The organism is Klebsiella sp. CN_Kp097 (assembly GCF_040064495.1).
GTDB lineage: Bacteria > Pseudomonadota > Gammaproteobacteria > Enterobacterales > Enterobacteriaceae > Klebsiella > Klebsiella aerogenes.
Window position 1 is genome coordinate 475,018 of the sequence record NZ_JBEAIL010000007.1, and the last position, 16,541, is coordinate 491,558.

The following is a 16,541-nucleotide window of genomic DNA, read 5'->3' on the forward strand; positions in this document are numbered from 1 at the left end:
AGTGTCTTATTTCGCCAGCAGTTCCTGGGCGGTGCGTTCAACGAGGCTCAGCAAGACCTTCACATCGTCCAGCGTCACCACCGGGTTGAGCAGCGTCAGCTTCAGGCAGGTTACGCCGTTATGCTCGGTCACGCCGACGTTGGCGCGGCCGGATTCCAGCAGGGCGTCGCCCACGCGCTGGTTGAGCAGGGCGATCGCGGCGCTATCACTACCAGCCATTTGCGCCGGACGTGAGCGGAACAGCACGCTTGCCAGCTGCGGCTGCATGACCAGCTCCAGCGTTGGCTGAGATTTCACAAATTCCGCGACGTTTTTCGCCATCGTCACGCCATGATCGATGATTGAAGCGTATTGTTTCTTGCCCAGTGCCTCAAGCCCCATCCACAGCTTCAGCGCGTCGAAGCGGCGGGTGGTCTGCAGCGATTTGGAGACCAGGTTCGGAACGCCGTGTTCTTCATCAAACTCGGAGTTCAGATAGGCCGCCTGATAGCGCATCAGCTCGTAGTGGCGAGCATCTTTCAGCAGGAAGGCGCCGCAGCTAATGGTCTGGAAGAACTGCTTATGGAAGTCCAGGGTAACGGAATCCACTAACTCCAGGCCATCGAGGTAATCGCGATACTGCTCGGAGAGCAGCAGCGCGCCGCCCCACGCGGCATCAACGTGCAGCCAGATCTGGTGCTCCGCCGCGATACCGGCGATATCACGCAGCGGGTCAATCGCGCCCGCGTCGGTGGTACCAGCGGTGGCGACGATGGCCATGATCTGCTCGCCGTTGGCCTGCGCTTGCGCAATCTTGGCCTTCAGGTCGGTGACGTCCATACGGGCGAATTCATCGGTTTTCACCAGCGTGACCGAGCGGTAGCCAAGCCCCATCAGCGCCATGTTCTTCTGCACCGAGAAGTGGGCGTTTTCCGAGCACAGCACTTTGTACTGACGAATATCGCCCGGAATACCATCCTGTTGGATGGAATGCCCCTGACGGGCGAAGAAGGCGTCGCGTGCCAGCATCAGGCCCATCAGATTGCTCTGGGTGCCGCCGCTGGTGAAGACGCCGGCATCGCCAGCCGGATAACCGACCTGCGCACGCAACCACTCGATCAGCTTCATCTCAATGATGGTGGCTGAAGGGCTCTGATCCCAGGAGTCCATGCTCTGGTTGGTGGCGTTGATCAGCACTTCCGCCGCCTGGCTGATCACCAGGCTTGGGCAGTGCAGGTGCGCCACGCACTGCGGATGGTGCACCGACAGGCTGTCTTTCAGGAAGTACTCGATCGCACGTTCAATCGCCGCCTGGTTGCCCAGACCCTGTTCGTTAAAATCAAGGGTGATGCGCTCACGGAGTTCATCAACGCTTTTCCCCTGATACATTTCAGGTTGTTGCAGCCACTGCGCAACCGCCTGGCTGGCCTGGGAAATGACCTGCTGGTAAGCGTCAATGCTTGCCGCGGACCCAGCCAGAATCGGATTCAATTTGGACATTGCGCTCACTTACTCCACTCAGACCGGTTTTACGCCGGCGGCCAGCAGGGCCTGTTCAAACTTATCGAGGAACACTTCCAGCTCCGCGTCGCTAATCAGCAGGGACGGCAGCAGACGCAGTACGCAACCGTGACGGCCACCGCGTTCCAGGATCAGGCCAGCTTCGAAGCATTTCTTCTGCAGCAGTGCGGAGAGTTCGCCGTCAGCCGGGTAGCAGCCCATATGATCCTGCGCCTCGTTCGGCTTCACGATTTCGATACCGATCATCAGACCGAGACCGCGTACGTGACCGATAACCGGATAGCGTTTTTGCATTTCCGCCAGTTTGCCTTTCAGCCATTCGCCCTGGGCGGCGACTTTGTCGGCAATCTTGTTATCACGCAGATGGCGCAGGGTGGTCAGACCGGTGGCCATCGCCAGCTGGTTGCCGCGGAAAGTACCGGTATGATGGCCAGGTTCCCAGGCATCGAACTCTTTCTTAATGCCCAGAACCGCCATTGGCAGACCGCCGCCAACGGCTTTCGACATCACGATGATGTCCGGCTCGATGCCGGCATGTTCGAAGGCGAAGAATTTACCGGTACGGGCAAAGCCTGCCTGAACTTCATCGATGATCAGCAGAATGCCGTGCTCTTTGGTGACTTTGCGGATGCGCTGCAGCCACTCAACCGGCGCCGGGTTCACGCCGCCTTCGCCCTGTACGGCTTCAAGGATAACCGCTGCAGGTTTGCGAACGCCGCTTTCCACGTCGTTGATCAGATTTTCGAAGTAGTAGGTCAATGCCTTGACGCCCGCTTCGCCGCCGATACCCAGCGGGCAACGGTAAAGGTGCGGATAAGGCATAAACTGGACTTCCGGCATCATGCCGTTGACCGCCGCTTTTGGCGACAGATTGCCGGTCACGGACAGCGCGCCGTGGGTCATCCCGTGATAACCGCCGGAGAAGCTGATCACCGCCGTACGGCCAGTGTATTTTTTCGCCAGTTTCAGCGCGGCTTCAACGGCGTCAGCGCCGGAAGGACCGGTGAATTGCAGGCAATACTCTTTCCCTTCGCCCGGCAGGCAAGAGAGCAAGTATTCAGAGAAGCGATCTTTTAACGGTGTTGTCAGATCGAGGGTATGTAACGGCAAGCCGCTGGTAATGACACTTTGGATGCTCTGCAGTACTTCAGGATGGTTATGGCCCAGAGCGAGGGTCCCGGCGCCGGCGAGGCAGTCCAGGTACTGTTTGTTATCCGCATCGGTCAGCCAAACGCCTTCGGCTTTGGTGATAGCGAGCGGTAACTTGCGAGGGTAACTCCTGACATTCGATTCGAATTCAGCCTGACGAGCCAAAAAGGTTTCGTTGTTCGCGTCCAATAAATCTGCACTTAAAGTATCAATACGGACTTTATCCGTCATCATATCACTCCCACAACCAGCGTTACGTTTGAACTCTGGTTGAATAAAAAGGTTTAGAAAATTGAATCGGCATTCATAAAGCGCGCACAATATATGGCTTTTTAAATCCGCATTCAATCTTTAATTTAAGGCGCTATTTTGACGCGATTATTACATACAGGAATGTCAATATAATTGGCTGATTTTAAAACTAAATTTCGATTGCTTTTAAAACCATGGAAAGTGTAATTATTAGTGAGAAAGTCTATATATTTTTATTACCGCTTCGCTGAATGACTGACGGAAATACTTCCGTCAGTTTTATGGTTACTTAACGCAGTTCAACCGCATAATTTGCTAAAGGTGTTACTTTTTTCACCAACTTGTTGTTATATAAAAATTGTTCATACGCGTCATAGCGGGGCTTATCTAACGCTGCCGGATCGGTGGCGAACAGCGGCACGCTCTGCAACCACGCCTGCTGGTTCAGTTCGGTATTGAGTTCCGGATGCTCTTTGGCAAACCGCTGCCAGGTTTGCTGCGGATGGGCGCGCAAATAGCTCACGCCCTGCTGTAATGCGTCGAGAAACTTTTTGATTTTAGGGGCGTTGACCTCGGCTTTGTTTGCCACGATCACCAGTTCGTCGTAAGCGGGCACGCCATAGTCTTCCACATTCATGACCACCGGTCTTTTGCCCTGCAGTTTGAGTTCCAGCGCTTCGATATTGCGATAACCGCCGATAACAGCATCGACCTGGCCGGCCAGCAGAGCGCTGGTGAGCTGGAAATTAACGTTGATCAGTTTAATGCTGTTAGGGTCGATGTTGGCGTGCTGCGCCATGGTGGCCAGCGTCGCTTGTTCAATACCGCTCACCGAGTATCCCACTTTTTTCCCTTGCAGATCGGCCGGAGATTTGATGCGCGGATCCAGCGCAATCACGGTATTCAGCGGCGAGTGGATCAGCGTCCCGACGCGAATCAACGGCAGTCCTTCATCGGCGAAGAAGTGAACCTGCGGTTGATAGGTTATCGCTAAATCCGCCTGGCGAGCGGCAACCAGACGCGGAGGGAGCGCCGGGTCGGAAGGGGGGATGATGTTGACATCCAGCCCGGCATCCCGAAAGGCGCCAATCTGTTCCGCCACCATAATGGGCGCATGATCCGGGTTGATGTACCAGTCCAGTACCAGGGTCAGCTTTTCATTTGCCGATGCCTGACCGGAAACCAGCAGAGTGAGGCCGGCCAACAGAGGTATACGCATATCTCTTCCTTATTATCTGTTGATAAGTTATTCCGGCGACCAGTCGATCAGCCGGTGCAAAAAGGCGTCGACCACCAACCACAGCGCGATGGTCAGCAGCACTAAAATGAACAAGGCGGCGAAGCAGATATCGGTTTGCAGGCGGGCATTGGCATTCAGCATTACGTAGCCAAGCCCCTCGGCGGAGCCGACCCATTCGCCAATAATCGCGCCAATGGGGGCGACGGCGGCGGCCATCCGCAGGCCGGAACCGAGCGCGGGTAGCGCCGCCATGAGTCGGACATGGCGCAATTGAGCACCAAAGGAGGAGCCCATGGTACGAGCCAGATCGAGATAGTCGCGATTGACCCGTTGCAGACCATCAAAGAAAGCCGAGGTAACGGGGAAGAAAATAACCAGCACCGCCATCATGACCTTGGCGCTCATACCAAAACCAAACCACAGCACCAGTAGCGGCGCGAGGGCGAAGACCGGAATGGCTTGGCTGGTCAGTACCAGCGGCATTACCCACCGCTGTAATCGCGGCGACATGGTCATACAAAGCGCCAGCACCATACCGAGCGCGACGCCGAGCGCCATTCCGCTGAGAATTTCGCTCAGGGTGACAAGGGTATGGCTGGCCAGATAGCTACGGTTATTCCACAGCGCTTCAGCGACCGCCGCAGGAGAAGGCAACAAAAAAGTGGGAATGCCGCTGTAGCTCGCCAGCTGCCAGAGCAACAGTAGGCCACAAAATACGCTGCACCCGCGCAGTAACTTGCCCCTCATCCGTTCGCCCTCATCAATTGCTGCAGCAGCTGCGCCTGGCTTGCCAGCAGCGCGGGATCATCCGGGGCGCGAGGCGGGATTCCGCTTAAATGATGACTATCATCAATCCTGCCCGTCGGCGAAAGCACCAGCAGCCGATGGCTGAGGCGGCAGGCTTCCATCGGGTCGTGGGTAATGAGCACTACGGTACGCCCGGTGAGCAAGCGCGCGGCAAGGGTCTGTATCCGCGTTCGGGTAAGCGTATCGAGGGCGGAAAACGGTTCATCCATCAGCACAATGGGACGATCCTCATAGAGGGTGCGTGCCAACGCCGCGCGCTGGCGCATCCCACCGGACAGCGCGGCCGGGCGTTCATCAGCGCAGGAGGCGAGCCCGACCAGCTCAAGAAGCTCGTTTACCCGCGCGTTATCGGCCTTTTCACCGCGCAGCCTGGCGCCGAGGGCGACATTTTCCCGCACGTTAAGCCACGGATAGAGCAGATCTTTTTGCCCCATCCACGCCAATCGCGTAGTAACAGGAAGGCCATCGCTGGCGACGACGGTTCCGCGGGTTGGCGCCGCCAGCCCGGCGATAATACGCAACAGGCTGGTTTTGCCCGCGCCGCTGGCCCCCAGCAGCGATACCCATTGCCCGGCGGCAATATCAAAGGAGAGATCGCGAAAGAGGGTCCGGGTGCCAAAGCGCAGACATAAATCGCGAATGTGAATACCTGGCGCCATCACCCCTGGTCCTGCCCGGCGGCGTTCAGTCCCATCTGCCAGAAATTACCTTCCAGCCGGGTAGCGGTAGTGAATATGTCGCTCAGTCCGGCTAACCGGGATTCCGCGCCGCGCTGTTGCCAGAGCGTTTCCAGCAGGTCGATCGCCGCGTTGACGCCGTGAAGATAGCTCTCGTCGCCGTAATTGCGGATCCACGGCGCGTAGGGGTTATCGTGCAAGTTGGTTTGTGGGTTGTGCAGCAGACCAAGCCCGATCTCCGCATAGCCCGCGACGCAGGGCAGCAGCGCCGCCAGTAGATCCAACGCGTCGCCGGAGTGGCCGATATCCAGTACGTAGCGGGTGTAGTTGATGGTTTCCATCGCTTCGCTTTGCAGGGCCATAGCGTCTTCACTCAACCCCCATTGCTCGCAATAGCCTACATGTAGCGGTAGCTCAGCAAGGATGGCATTCATCGAGGCGGCGGCGGCGCGCATCTCCGGCAACGTGCGAAGTTTGCTGACCAGCAGGGCATAGCTGCGGGCGAAATGGATTAGGAAAAGATAATCCTGGGTCAGATAGCGCCGAAAGGCTGCCTGCGGCAGCGTACCCGCGGCTAATTGCTGGAGGAAAGGGTGCGACACGTAGCGTTGCCATTCGCCACCGGCCTGCTCGCGCAGTCGACCGTAAAGACCTTGGGTAAAAGCGGGAATCATCATGGGACCTCCTGAAAATAGGGGGAGATCCGGGCGTGCAGAAGTGTGAACAGGCAAAACTGAAAACTGGCGAACATGCCGACCCGTCCCTTCGCTGGCATGACCCAGATCAGGTTCAAAGGGTTCGGCTTTTACGCCATCTCAGCCCTCACGGGACACCCCTCGGTTGCGACATGTTATACGTCATTCACTTTTTGATTACAACGGCGGCGAACTAAAAACCATCGCACATGGTGACACTGTCACTTATTAATGGTCATGAACCAGAACGATAAATAACATTTATCAATTTGTGTGATTAACCACGCTTTTTTATCCAAAAATAAGCAAAGTAAGGAGAGGGTAAGTTGGCGAAGAACAAGGGCTTACGATATATTTTTAGCTCATTCCCTTAATATTCCCTTATGAATGCGTCAGTGCTGGAGACCGCATGAAGCTGGCAGGCCTTACTCTTTTACTGATGCTTGCTCTCGCGCCTGGCGCGTCTCGTGCCGCCCAATTGTTCGACCCTGAAGATGGCATGCTCGATATGAGCCAGTATCTGCAGGATAACCCGTACGGTTTTTTGCCGGTGCCGGTGATGATTACCGAACCGGCTATCGGCTACGGCGGCGGTCTGTTTGGTTTATTTCTGCATGGTAAAGGCTCCCGCGAGGGCGATCGTTTTATTCCACCGGCGCTGACCGGATTCGGCGGCGGTGGGACGCAAAATGGTACCTGGTTCATCGGCGCCGCGCATCGTCATACCTGGAATCATGACAGTATTCGTTATCTGGTTGGCGCGGGCTACGCCAATGTCAATCTCGATATCTATTCGGGTGACATTGCCGGGTTTAACAAAAATGTGGCAGTGCAAACCCATACCAAAGGCTTTGGCGGTCTGCAAAAGCTGTTGTTCCGCGTGGGGGACTCACCGGTTTTTCTCGGCGCCTCGCAATTCTATGCGCACACCGATGTAACCGCGGACAATCAGCTGATCAACAAGGTGTGGCAGCGGGTGTTGGGGGAAAACAGCACCTCTTCGGCCTTGGGCGTGGTGGCGGAATATGACACCACTGATAATTTTTTCTACCCTAAGAAAGGGTTATCACTGCAGGGCGAGTACCGTTTTTACCGCGCTCTTCTCGGCGGCGACTATCATTACAATCAGTTGTCGCTGGATGGTAAATACTTTATCCCGCTGGCGCCGACCTTAACCCTGGCGCTGGCGGCAAATTATCAGTCGCTGACTCATCATGACAAGCATCTAACGCCAATGGCCCGGCCTTACATCGAACTGCGCGGCATCTCGCGTTTTCGCTATCAGGGCGATTATGTCGCTGTCGCCCAGACGCAACTGGCCTGGCAATTTGCGCCGCGCTGGATCCTGCAAGGTTTTGTCGGTATCGGCAGTGCGAGCGATGAGGCGGGGTCGCTGTGGCAGCAAACCGAAGTGGCGTGGGGCACCGGTTTTCGTTATCTGGTCGCCCGTCAGTATGGTTTATTTACCGGCGTCGATGTCGCATTTAGCGAACACGAACAGGCGGTCTATTTTAACGTGGGTTCCGGACTGTAAAGGTACGAATAAAAATGAGATGGAAAATAACCGTCATGACGCTGCTGTTGACCTCTGGCGCCGTGTGGAATGCCTGTGCGGCGGAAAGTGACGACAGTGATAGCTACTTTCCCATCTGGGGAGACGAAGCCCGCGCCCGCGGTTATTCCATCCCGCTGCCATTTGGCGTCAATCTCAGCTATATGAATATGCGCCAGGATATTATGGTCGACAGCATCACCTTTTCCGGACTGAAGCTGGGTAACCATCCGATCCCCAGCGATATGTTCGCCATAGATGCCGGGCACACGCGGGAGAAGAGCAAAACCGAGAATCTTCGTCTCGATATGTGGGTATTTCCGTTCCTTAATGTCTACGGGATTTTAGGCCACACCCGCGGTTCGTCGGTGTCGAATGTGTCGGTCGATGCCGACCCAACGCAATACCGCGGCCTGGATCGCATCATCGCCGGCACAGTGCATAACCTTAATCAAAGTGGCGAGTTGCAAAATATCGATTTTGTTCTCGATTTCAAAGGTACCACCTGGGGGGGCGGGTTCACGCTGGCTGGCGGCTATGAGAACTGGTTTGCCCTCGTCGATACAAATTACACCCGCACCGATTTCGATATTCTCGACGGCAGTATTTCTGCCGTGACAGTGTCACCTCGCGTTGGCTATCGCTTCAACCTTCAGGGGATTTCCGGCCCTTCGCATCTCAGCGTGTGGGTCGGCAGTATGTATCAGGATGTGCAGCAGGAATTTAAAGGCAACCTGGCCGATTTGCATATGCCGCCACAGCTGCAGCCATTGATTGCCGCGGTCAATAAAGACGGCGACGGCAAGTTTGATGTCAAACAGAAACTCACTTCACCATGGAATATGCTGATCGGCGCCCAGTACGAAATCACGCGTAACTTCAACGTTCTGACCGAATTTGGCTTTAACGATCGCAATAGTTTCTTTGTCGCCGGTGAATACCGTTTTTGACTTAACGGCGTGTAGCCATCGGCGAGTATGATGCGCGCTGTTTTTGTGTCATGGAGAACGCTTTTGATGCGTAAGAGTTTGTGGTGGTTATTGGCGGCTGCTTTTTCGGTATTTGCCCAGGACCCGGTATTACCGACGATTCCCGTTAACCATGTCAGCCCGGTAGTGGGTGAATTATCGCCGCCGGAATCGCTGCGCCCATGCTGCGCCTTCGGTTTCGATCTGCGGGTGCGCGCCATTGGCGTGCCAATCCCGGTTTATCAGATTGGTAATGTGCTGACGCTCGATACCTTAGGTGAACATCATTACAACGATAGCGCGCTCGGCGCGGTCAAAAATCTGGTTGGCTTAAGCGATGAGCACAATGGCCTTATTTATACCCGCCGCGGCGGTTTTATTGATATCGCCCATGTTCGTGATACCGCTGATTACACCTTTTATTTATTCAGCCGAATTTACCCGACGCTAGGGCAGCCAGGACGCATCTTTTATAGCGAGGAACTGGGCGTACGCCGCGTCCAGTTAAATGCCTTTACGCCGCCGGCTTCAATGCCGCAGCGATATACGATTGCCGCCTGGCTTGCAGGCCATCTGGCCTTCGAAATTGCGCAATGGCATGAGATCGCCCAATGGTATGGTTTCCAGTCGGTTCCGGGTTTTTCAGAAGAAATTTCCGCCTTTTCACCGGAAGATCTCTATTCCAATCTGCTTGGCGCGCGTCTGGCGATTAACGTCATTTTGCAAGGGCAAGCCGGTTCAGTCGATGCTTATAACCGGGCGATGGAAGCGGCGTTAAAACAGGCGCTGGTTAAACTGCTGGTCGCGCCGCAAAGTGAGACCGAGAGGATGTTCCGTGAAGTCGACGGCGACTGGTGGAACAGTAAACGGCGAGTGCCGGATAAATTTCTGGTGCTGAAGCGGAATTACGATCTCAGCGAAAATCGCCTGCCAACGCCGGTTCCTTTTGAACGCACGCCGCCGTATCGCCTGACGATGCCAAAGGAAGTTGCCGGGTTTACGCTCGCGGAACTGGGTCAACTGCAAATCCATCCGGGGCAGGATATGCAGTCGCTGCCAGCGCCGCATAATTTTTATTCTCCGCAGCAGTTCCAGGAGCTCGCTGATAAAGCGCAGCAGGCGGATGCCATTCAGCTGCAGCGTATTGAAAAATAACTAACGATTGGACGCTGCTGGCTATACTCAATCAAACGAATCCCCCCGTTGAGGTAGTATCAGACCATGGTATTTGTCGTTCCGCGCGCGTCCTGGTTACTGCTGGCGGTGCTATTAGTTAGTCAGGAATGTTATGCCCTGGACGGCAGTCGGCTAAAGCAGCGCGCGGACGCGGTGCTCACCTTAATGAGTTACACCGTGGTACCTGACGTTACCGCCAGCGATCTGAATATTGGCTCCGGCGCGAATGAGAAAAACGAACTAACCCTCACGCAATTTGGCGGCGGCGCCACCTTGAGTGAGGATTTTCCGCTCTATCTGGAAGGCACCCTCGGTTACAGTCGCTACGATCCGCAATTTGTGGTCAGCGATGGTGCCCAGAGCCGTACCATTCCCACCAAATGGAACAGTCTGACCGCTACCGGCGGCGTCGGCTGGGACTTTCCATTGTATCAGGACCGATGGGGCGGAAAACTGGTGCTACGGCCTATCTTCAATATGATGCTGGGCACCATGGCCAGCGATGCACGCCTCGGTCGCTGGGCGCTCGAACGTAAAACGGAGGTTGATATTCGCTTCCTCGATGGTGGGCGACTGAACGCTTATGGGTTGGGCGGTTCGTTAATGCTTGATTATGAACTGTTTTCCAAAACGCAGGATATTGACATAGAAGCGCGCTATTCCGCGATGAATTTGCAAACCTTCGGTAGCACATCAGAAGCGGTCCAGGGGCAGGCCAGCGCCGAAAATCTGGGTATCTACCTTCGTCGACGCGCGCCGATAGCCGACTGGACGCTGCTGAAAAGCCCGGTGCGCTACGTGCTGGAAGGCGCTCATACTATCTATCTTGGCGACCAGCGCGGTGAACTCGGCTTTGATAGCCTGAGTTCGCTCGGCATTGGTCTGGAACTCGACAGCAGCCAGTATCCGGTATTTATCACCCGTACCCGACTGGTGGCCCGCTATATGTTCGGTAATAACACCGAAGGGTATGGCCTCGGTTTAGCGATGAGTTTCTGAGTCATTTACCCGTTTTCATGATTGCGCTATTTTTTTCATTTTTATTGGCAATATTTTCTTCGCTGATTCGTCTACCTCGATACATACATTTTTATGAGGTAATTGACGATGAGAGATTTTGAACGACACGGGCATCATCACCAGGGTTTTGGACGTCACAGAATGGCGCGGCCGCTGATTATCGGCGCGGTGATTGTTGTGGTGCTGAGTCTGGTCGTGATGTCGCTATGGAACGCATTGCTGCCAGCTATCTTCGGGGTGAAAAGCATCGGTTTCTGGCAGGCTTTGGGATTACTGGCGCTGTGCCGTATCTTGTTTGGCGGTTTAGGTTTTCATCGCGGTATGTTTGGTATGGCGCAGGCGCGTCGACGCATGCATGAACGCTGGATGACCATGACCCCGGAGCAGCGAGAGGAGTTTGCCCAACGTTTCGGCCGCCACGGACATCGCGGCCGTTGCGGCTGGCATGAACGTCGCGGTGGGCAACCGACTGACGATAACCCATCGGCGAAAGCGCCGGATGCCGAGTGAACGAGGTAAACAATGCGATGGCGGGGGAATCACGGCTGCTGTCTGCGCTTGCCGCCTGTCGTGCGCGTTTAAGCGCGTTTATTCGCGGTAGAACCGCCGTACGTGACGATGCCGATGACATCCTGCAGGAAGTCACCCTGCAACTGATGAAGGTCGAGCAACCGGTGGAGAACGTGGCGGCATGGTTATTCCGGGCGGCGCGTAATGAAATGACCGACCGGTCGCGTAAGAAGCGCGAGTTGCCATTAACATTCGATACTGATGAAGATGGCGATGGCGGCTTTGCCGAGGATGAGCTGGCGGAAACGCTGTTTGGCGTCGCGCAGACGCCGGAGGAAGCCTATCTTAAAGAACTGCTGTGGGAGGCTTTAACCGAGGCGCTGGCGGAGCTGCCGCCGCTGCAGCGTGAAGCCTTCGAGAAAACCGAGCTGCAGGGCTATAGCTACAGGGAGCTGGCGGCAGAGAGCGGCGCTAGCGAGCAGGCGTGGCTGTCGCGTAAACACAAAGCGGTGCTGTTTCTTCGCAGCCGTTTGCGAACGCTCTACGATGAACTTACCGCACCTTAATTCATGCCCGGCGGCAGATAGCGCCGGGCTTTATTTTATCTGTATTTCTATAACATTGTCGCCAGCCACTCGGCGAAGACGCGCACCTTGCGCGAAACATGACGATGGGGATAAATAAGCGATAACTTCCTGGAGGGAACCGGATTATTCGGCAGGACTTCAACCAGCTCGCCGCTTTTCAACCAGGGGTGAAGGAAAAGATCCAGACCCTGCATAATGCCGAGTCCAGCAAGGCCAGCGGCGATGTAAGTCTCTGAATTATCCACCACCAGTTTACCCGCTAGCGAAATGTTCTGCTGCCCGGCGTCAGTTTGAAACACCCAGCGCATGGTCTGATGATTACTGTTATTCAGCCAGTTGATCGCCTGATGATGCCGCAGGTCGTCAAGGGTTGCGGGAACGCCGTATTTCGCCAGATAGGCCGGGCTGGCGCAGGTTTTCATACCGACGGTACCGAGATGACGTGCGATATAGTCACCGTCTTCAAGCTCGCCAATGCGCAGGACGCAATCGAGGCCCTCGCGAAGCATATCCCGCCGCCGGTCGGAGCTGCTCAGCACAATTTCAATCTCCGGATGTTGCTGATAAAAGGCGGGGAGATTCGGCACGACCACTAACTTCGCCAGGGAGATAGGCATATCTATGCGCAGTTGACCACGTAGCGGACGCTGCGGGGCGAAAGATTCCATAAGATCATCGGCCTGCGCCAGCAGGGGTTTACTACGACGATAAAACGCCTCGCCATCAGGGGTGAGGTGGATCTGTCGGGTGGTTCGCTGCAGAAGCCGAACGCCGCAGTGCTGCTCAAGCTGCTGTAGCGCTTTCGTGACCGCCGGGCGATGGATCTGTAGATTCTCGGCGGCGCGCGTAAAGCTGCCAGACTCGATAATCTCGATAAAAATCTTAATAGATTCAAACAAATTTAAGTTCATTTGTACCAATGTGCTCCGATGACAACATCGTATTTCACTTTGATTATTACTTATTTAATAACAGTGAAGGATAACTTTTACTATTTTTCCCAACAATAAAGCGGCCTACAGTGGCGTCATCCCAGCGCTAAGCGCCAGAAAACACACTAAGGAAGCCGCATCATGCAAAACCATTCTGTTAGCCATATTCTCGGTATTGAAAAACCTGTCATTCAGGGGCCGCTATCCTGGCTAACCGACGCCCGGTTAGTCGCCGCAGTCAGTAATGCCGGCGGGCTGGGCGTATTAGGGCCGAACGCAGGTTTAACCGCACAAACCGCTGTCTCGACGCCGCAGGAAACGGCAGAAAAGATGCGTGAAGAGATCCGTAAAACGAAACGACTCACCGAGAAACCTTTCGCTGTAAATCTCATTCCGACGGTTGAAAACGATATCTGGACGCCGCCGATTGTAGAGGTAGTCAAGGAAGAGGGGGTTAAAGCGGTGGTTTATACAGGCTATGGTCAAGGAGCTATTATTCCCTCGCTGTTTGCCACGCTTAAGCAGGCCGGGATCAGCATTATTTATCGTGATATTAACCCAACACCGGAAAACAGCCGCGAGGCCGAGGAGATGGGCGCTGATGTTATTGTCGCCACCGGCTTCGACGAAGGCGGAACGCTTCCGGGAACGGCGCTAGGGACGTTTTCAATCGTGCCATTGATTGTTGATGCGGTGAAGCGTGTGCCGGTGCTGGCGGCTGGCGGGATTACCGACCGGCGCACCGCCAGGGCCGCCCACGCGCTGGGCGCGCAGGGGGTATTTGCCGGCTCCGTGTTTATCAGCACCACCGAGAGCCGCGTGCCGCCATCGGTGAAAGAGATGATCGTGCAAGCTAACGGTCTGGATTTGCAGCTATTTCGCACATTGCCAGATTACTATCGTTCGCTGCCGGGTAAATTAGCCGCCAGGCTGGTGGCGTTAGATAAATCCGGCGCCAGTAATGAAACCATAGCCGCGGAAATGGGCGGTTTACGCGGCCTGCGAATTGGTATGCTGGAGGGCAACACTGACGAAGGCTACATTTCACTGGGAACCGGCATCGGCAGTATTCAGCGGATCAAGAGCGTAGCGGAAGTGGTGGAGGAACTGACGGTTTAATCTGCCTTCCCGCGTTCTCATGCGGAAAACAGAAACTCCCCGTTGCGACAACGGGGAGGGTGATTAGCCGGAATTAGCTACCCCAGCGCTGCTGCAGATACTGAACCGCCTGCTGGGTTTGCGGCTGGTTAAGGTTGTTTTCACGAAACAGAATCGTCCCCTGAATACCCGGTGTGGTTTCATTGAGGTCGATCTGTTTTTTCAGCTCCGGCACGCCGCCGTCGACCATCCAGTCTGGTTCATTTTTTGACGGTTCGCCGACTTTATACAGCGCCACGCCGATATAGAGCCGGGTGTGAGTGGGTTTCACGACATCGGCCCACCACTTAGCCAGCACATCATAGCGCGCGGCGTCGCGGGCGAACGGCCAGTACAACTGCGGCGCGATATAATCCAACAGCCCTTGTTGTACCCAACTGCGGGTATCGGCATAGGACTCGTCATAGGCCGCCGCGCCGCGGGTGTCAGAACCGGCCGGATCGTGGGAGCGGTTGCGCCATACCCCCGCCGGGCTGACACCAAACTCAACCTGCGGATTGAGTTTCTTGATGGTCTGTGAGACCTGCGCTATCAACTGTTGGGTGTTGTGACGCCGCCAGTCGGCTTTCGAGGCATAACCCTGGCCATATCGCTGATAGGTTTGATTATCGTTCAGCGTCGATCCCGGCGTCTCAGTATAGAAATAGTCATCAAACTGCACGCCGTCGATGGGATAGTTTTGCACCACCTCCGCCACGATACTGGTGATCCAGTCACGGACTTCCGGGATCCCAGGGTCGAGCACAAAGCGATCGCTGGCGGTGCGTATCCAGTTGCGGTGGAGGACAAATACGCTGGCGGGGACCTGAGTCAGGGTGTGGTTAAGCTCGGCGATGGTAGCGGGTTTGGTATTAACCGATACCCGATACGGGTTGAACCACGCGTGAACTTTCATCCCGCGTTTATGCGCTTCATCGAGCATAAACTGCAGCGGATCGTAGCCGGGATTTTCGCCAATTTTGCCGGTCAGCATGTCTGACCACGGCAAGATGTGGGAATCCCACAGCGCGGTGCCGTCCGGTTTGACCTGGAAGAAGACGGTATTGATGCCCAGGCGTTGCAGATTGTCGAGTTTGGCGATCAGCGCCAGCTTCTGCTGGCTGATGCGGCTTTCCGGGCTACTGGCGATAATTGAACCCACCGGGGGCCAGTCGAGACGGGAAACCGTGGTGATCCAAACGCCGCGTACTGGCTGCTGATTTTTTGCCGATTTTTGCGTAACGGGCGGATTGCTGGCGGTCACCAGCGATTTTGGCGCTTTACTGGTGCAAGTCACGAGCAGCAATACGGCGGCAGCAACTGCGCCGAGCCGGGTCATGCAGGTGACGGAGAGGAGGCGACGAGAAGCGATAATCATTACTCCCGTAGGCATGTAGACGCTTGAAAAATCACATTGTCTTATGATTCCCCCACCAGGGCAAGCCGCGCTCCGATGCAAAGAAAAATAAAACGCATTTTGTCTATTATCCGTACGCGTAACGTGCAGAACTAACGACAACCTTTCTCAGCAGGTAGCTGAAAAAGCAGAATTAACCTGGATAATTAGCTGGTCAGTTGTGTTACAACATATTACGAGACGCACAGCTAAGGAGAATCCGATGCGAAAAATATTATTGCTGGCCGCCGTTTTGCTGGCATCCGCACCGATCGTCACCCAGGCCGAGGAGATTACGCTTTTACCGGCTATTAAACTGCAGATAGGCGACCGGGATTCCTACGGTCATTACTGGGATGGCGGCCGTTGGCGTGACAAAGACTACTGGCATCGTCATTATGAATATCGTGACAAGCACTGGCGAAAGCTAGAGAAAAAACAGCGTAAAGCCTACGAGAAGGGCTATCACGACGGTCGTAAAGACGCGAAGAAGCGTGAGAAAGAATACTATAAACACCACAAGAATCATCATCACTAAAACAACAACGGGGCCATCAGGCTCCGTTTTAGTTCCTGCATTTCATCCTCCTAAGATTCAACTCATTATTCGCTGTTGTAGTTGCTTCGCGTAATCTGCCTTTAGAAGCCCACCGCAATAATGTCAAATATCGCTTTGAGTTTTTACAGTGTAAGCATTACCTGATGACAATAAAAATAGCCTACCAAGATTGGTGGGCTATTTTGCCGCCAAATATTTTTTAAGACTATTCCATATTCACAGCGAATGAAAAATCCGATTTGCAAAATAATTAAATATATCTTTTAAATCACATGGTTAAATTACACTTTATTTTGTATGGTTTTTGGGATTACACTTTTTTGGCGATTGTTCGTCTTTCAGCGCTAAATGCGTGAGTGAGATTAATCCTAAAAATTTAAATAC

Annotated in this window: 16 protein-coding genes and 1 riboswitch; of the genes, 8 read left to right on the forward strand and 8 right to left on the reverse strand. The window is 54.7% G+C overall.

What is annotated here, in order from left to right; genetic code table 11:
* Nucleotides 1–6: 6 nt before the first annotated feature.
* From ABLV07_RS12620 to ABLV07_RS12645, 6 genes are all read right to left on the reverse strand, one after another.
* Complete coding sequence (locus ABLV07_RS12620) at nt 7–1,488, reverse strand: aspartate aminotransferase family protein (RefSeq protein ID WP_175542071.1); 1,482 nt, start codon at nt 1,486–1,488, stop codon at nt 7–9.
* A gap of 9 nt (nt 1,489–1,497) precedes the next feature.
* A complete protein-coding gene (locus tag ABLV07_RS12625) occupies nt 1,498–2,883 on the reverse strand; it encodes a diaminobutyrate--2-oxoglutarate transaminase (RefSeq protein ID WP_015366536.1) in 1,386 nt (461 codons plus the stop codon).
* A 307-nt stretch (nt 2,884–3,190) separates the two neighbouring features.
* A complete protein-coding gene (locus ABLV07_RS12630) occupies nt 3,191–4,120 on the reverse strand; it encodes an ABC transporter substrate-binding protein (RefSeq protein ID WP_110921413.1) in 930 nt (309 codons plus the stop codon).
* Nucleotides 4,121–4,147: 27 nt separating this feature from the next.
* A complete protein-coding gene (locus ABLV07_RS12635) occupies nt 4,148–4,888 on the reverse strand; it encodes an ABC transporter permease (RefSeq protein WP_110921412.1) in 741 nt (246 codons plus the stop codon).
* Nucleotides 4,885–5,610, reverse strand: a complete 726-nt coding sequence (locus ABLV07_RS12640) for an ABC transporter ATP-binding protein (protein ID WP_032711677.1) — start codon at nt 5,608–5,610, stop codon at nt 4,885–4,887. The genes ABLV07_RS12635 and ABLV07_RS12640 overlap by 4 nt, the downstream gene beginning before the upstream one ends.
* Complete coding sequence (locus ABLV07_RS12645) at nt 5,607–6,302, reverse strand: TenA family protein (protein ID WP_032711676.1); 696 nt, start codon at nt 6,300–6,302, stop codon at nt 5,607–5,609. Before ABLV07_RS12645 ends, ABLV07_RS12640 begins: the two co-directional genes overlap by 4 nt.
* A 66-nt stretch (nt 6,303–6,368) precedes the next feature.
* A riboswitch (TPP riboswitch) is annotated at nt 6,369–6,472 on the reverse strand.
* Between the two features lie 257 nt (nt 6,473–6,729).
* Here ABLV07_RS12645 and ABLV07_RS12650 point away from each other — a divergent pair.
* From ABLV07_RS12650 to ABLV07_RS12675, 6 genes are all read left to right on the forward strand, one after another.
* A complete protein-coding gene (locus ABLV07_RS12650; RefSeq protein ID WP_015705471.1) occupies nt 6,730–7,854 on the forward strand; it encodes a BamA/TamA family outer membrane protein in 1,125 nt (374 codons plus the stop codon).
* 14 nt (nt 7,855–7,868) lie between these two features.
* The gene (locus tag ABLV07_RS12655) at nt 7,869–8,822 is read left to right on the forward strand and encodes a hypothetical protein (protein WP_047076422.1); all 954 of its coding nucleotides are present in this window, start codon (nt 7,869–7,871) and stop codon (nt 8,820–8,822) included.
* A 66-nt stretch (nt 8,823–8,888) separates the two neighbouring features.
* Nucleotides 8,889–9,995: a DUF4056 domain-containing protein gene (locus tag ABLV07_RS12660; protein WP_015705469.1), complete on the forward strand. Its 1,107-nt coding sequence runs from the start codon at nt 8,889–8,891 to the stop codon at nt 9,993–9,995.
* A 66-nt stretch (nt 9,996–10,061) separates the two neighbouring features.
* Nucleotides 10,062–11,015 (forward strand): hypothetical protein, encoded by a 954-nt coding sequence (locus ABLV07_RS12665; protein WP_020078744.1) that lies wholly within the window; start codon nt 10,062–10,064, stop codon nt 11,013–11,015.
* A gap of 108 nt (nt 11,016–11,123) precedes the next feature.
* The gene (locus tag ABLV07_RS12670; RefSeq protein ID WP_026612304.1) at nt 11,124–11,546 is read left to right on the forward strand and encodes a hypothetical protein; all 423 of its coding nucleotides are present in this window, start codon (nt 11,124–11,126) and stop codon (nt 11,544–11,546) included.
* Nucleotides 11,547–11,563: 17 nt separating this feature from the next.
* Nucleotides 11,564–12,112 (forward strand): RNA polymerase sigma factor, encoded by a 549-nt coding sequence (locus ABLV07_RS12675; RefSeq protein ID WP_015366547.1) that lies wholly within the window; start codon nt 11,564–11,566, stop codon nt 12,110–12,112.
* 47 nt (nt 12,113–12,159) lie between these two features.
* Here ABLV07_RS12675 and ABLV07_RS12680 read toward each other — a convergent pair whose 3' ends face one another.
* Nucleotides 12,160–13,044 (reverse strand): LysR family transcriptional regulator, encoded by an 885-nt coding sequence (locus tag ABLV07_RS12680; RefSeq protein WP_015366548.1) that lies wholly within the window; start codon nt 13,042–13,044, stop codon nt 12,160–12,162.
* 162 nt (nt 13,045–13,206) lie between these two features.
* Between ABLV07_RS12680 and ABLV07_RS12685 the strand changes: the two genes are divergently transcribed.
* Nucleotides 13,207–14,184, forward strand: a complete 978-nt coding sequence (locus ABLV07_RS12685) for a nitronate monooxygenase (RefSeq protein ID WP_015705465.1) — start codon at nt 13,207–13,209, stop codon at nt 14,182–14,184.
* 73 nt (nt 14,185–14,257) lie between these two features.
* Here the strand turns inward: ABLV07_RS12685 and ABLV07_RS12690 are convergent, their stop codons facing one another.
* Nucleotides 14,258–15,541 (reverse strand): glycoside hydrolase family 10 protein, encoded by a 1,284-nt coding sequence (locus ABLV07_RS12690; protein WP_045366329.1) that lies wholly within the window; start codon nt 15,539–15,541, stop codon nt 14,258–14,260.
* Nucleotides 15,542–15,821: 280 nt separating this feature from the next.
* On the opposite strand from ABLV07_RS12690, the gene ABLV07_RS12695 reads away from it, so the two are divergent.
* Nucleotides 15,822–16,136 (forward strand): DUF2502 domain-containing protein, encoded by a 315-nt coding sequence (locus ABLV07_RS12695; protein WP_015705463.1) that lies wholly within the window; start codon nt 15,822–15,824, stop codon nt 16,134–16,136.
* Nucleotides 16,137–16,541: the final 405 nt, after the last annotated feature.

Bases quoted from the DNA above. Each gene is read 5' to 3' on its own strand.
- ABLV07_RS12680 (WP_015366548.1), bottom strand. From the start codon at position 13,044: ATGAACTTAAATTTGTTTGAATCTATTAAGATTTTTATCGAGATTATC.
- ABLV07_RS12685 (WP_015705465.1), top strand. From the start codon at position 13,207: ATGCAAAACCATTCTGTTAGCCATATTCTCGGTATTGAAAAACCTGTC.
- ABLV07_RS12665 (WP_020078744.1), top strand. From the start codon at position 10,062: ATGGTATTTGTCGTTCCGCGCGCGTCCTGGTTACTGCTGGCGGTGCTA.
- ABLV07_RS12645 (WP_032711676.1), bottom strand. From the start codon at position 6,302: ATGATGATTCCCGCTTTTACCCAAGGTCTTTACGGTCGACTGCGCGAG.
- ABLV07_RS12695 (WP_015705463.1), top strand. From the start codon at position 15,822: ATGCGAAAAATATTATTGCTGGCCGCCGTTTTGCTGGCATCCGCACCG.
- ABLV07_RS12630 (WP_110921413.1), bottom strand. From the start codon at position 4,120: ATGCGTATACCTCTGTTGGCCGGCCTCACTCTGCTGGTTTCCGGTCAG.
- ABLV07_RS12675 (WP_015366547.1), top strand. From the start codon at position 11,564: ATGGCGGGGGAATCACGGCTGCTGTCTGCGCTTGCCGCCTGTCGTGCG.
- ABLV07_RS12625 (WP_015366536.1), bottom strand. From the start codon at position 2,883: ATGATGACGGATAAAGTCCGTATTGATACTTTAAGTGCAGATTTATTG.
- ABLV07_RS12655 (WP_047076422.1), top strand. From the start codon at position 7,869: ATGAGATGGAAAATAACCGTCATGACGCTGCTGTTGACCTCTGGCGCC.
- ABLV07_RS12690 (WP_045366329.1), bottom strand. From the start codon at position 15,541: ATGACCCGGCTCGGCGCAGTTGCTGCCGCCGTATTGCTGCTCGTGACT.
- ABLV07_RS12670 (WP_026612304.1), top strand. From the start codon at position 11,124: ATGAGAGATTTTGAACGACACGGGCATCATCACCAGGGTTTTGGACGT.
- ABLV07_RS12660 (WP_015705469.1), top strand. From the start codon at position 8,889: ATGCGTAAGAGTTTGTGGTGGTTATTGGCGGCTGCTTTTTCGGTATTT.
- ABLV07_RS12650 (WP_015705471.1), top strand. From the start codon at position 6,730: ATGAAGCTGGCAGGCCTTACTCTTTTACTGATGCTTGCTCTCGCGCCT.
- ABLV07_RS12635 (WP_110921412.1), bottom strand. From the start codon at position 4,888: ATGAGGGGCAAGTTACTGCGCGGGTGCAGCGTATTTTGTGGCCTACTG.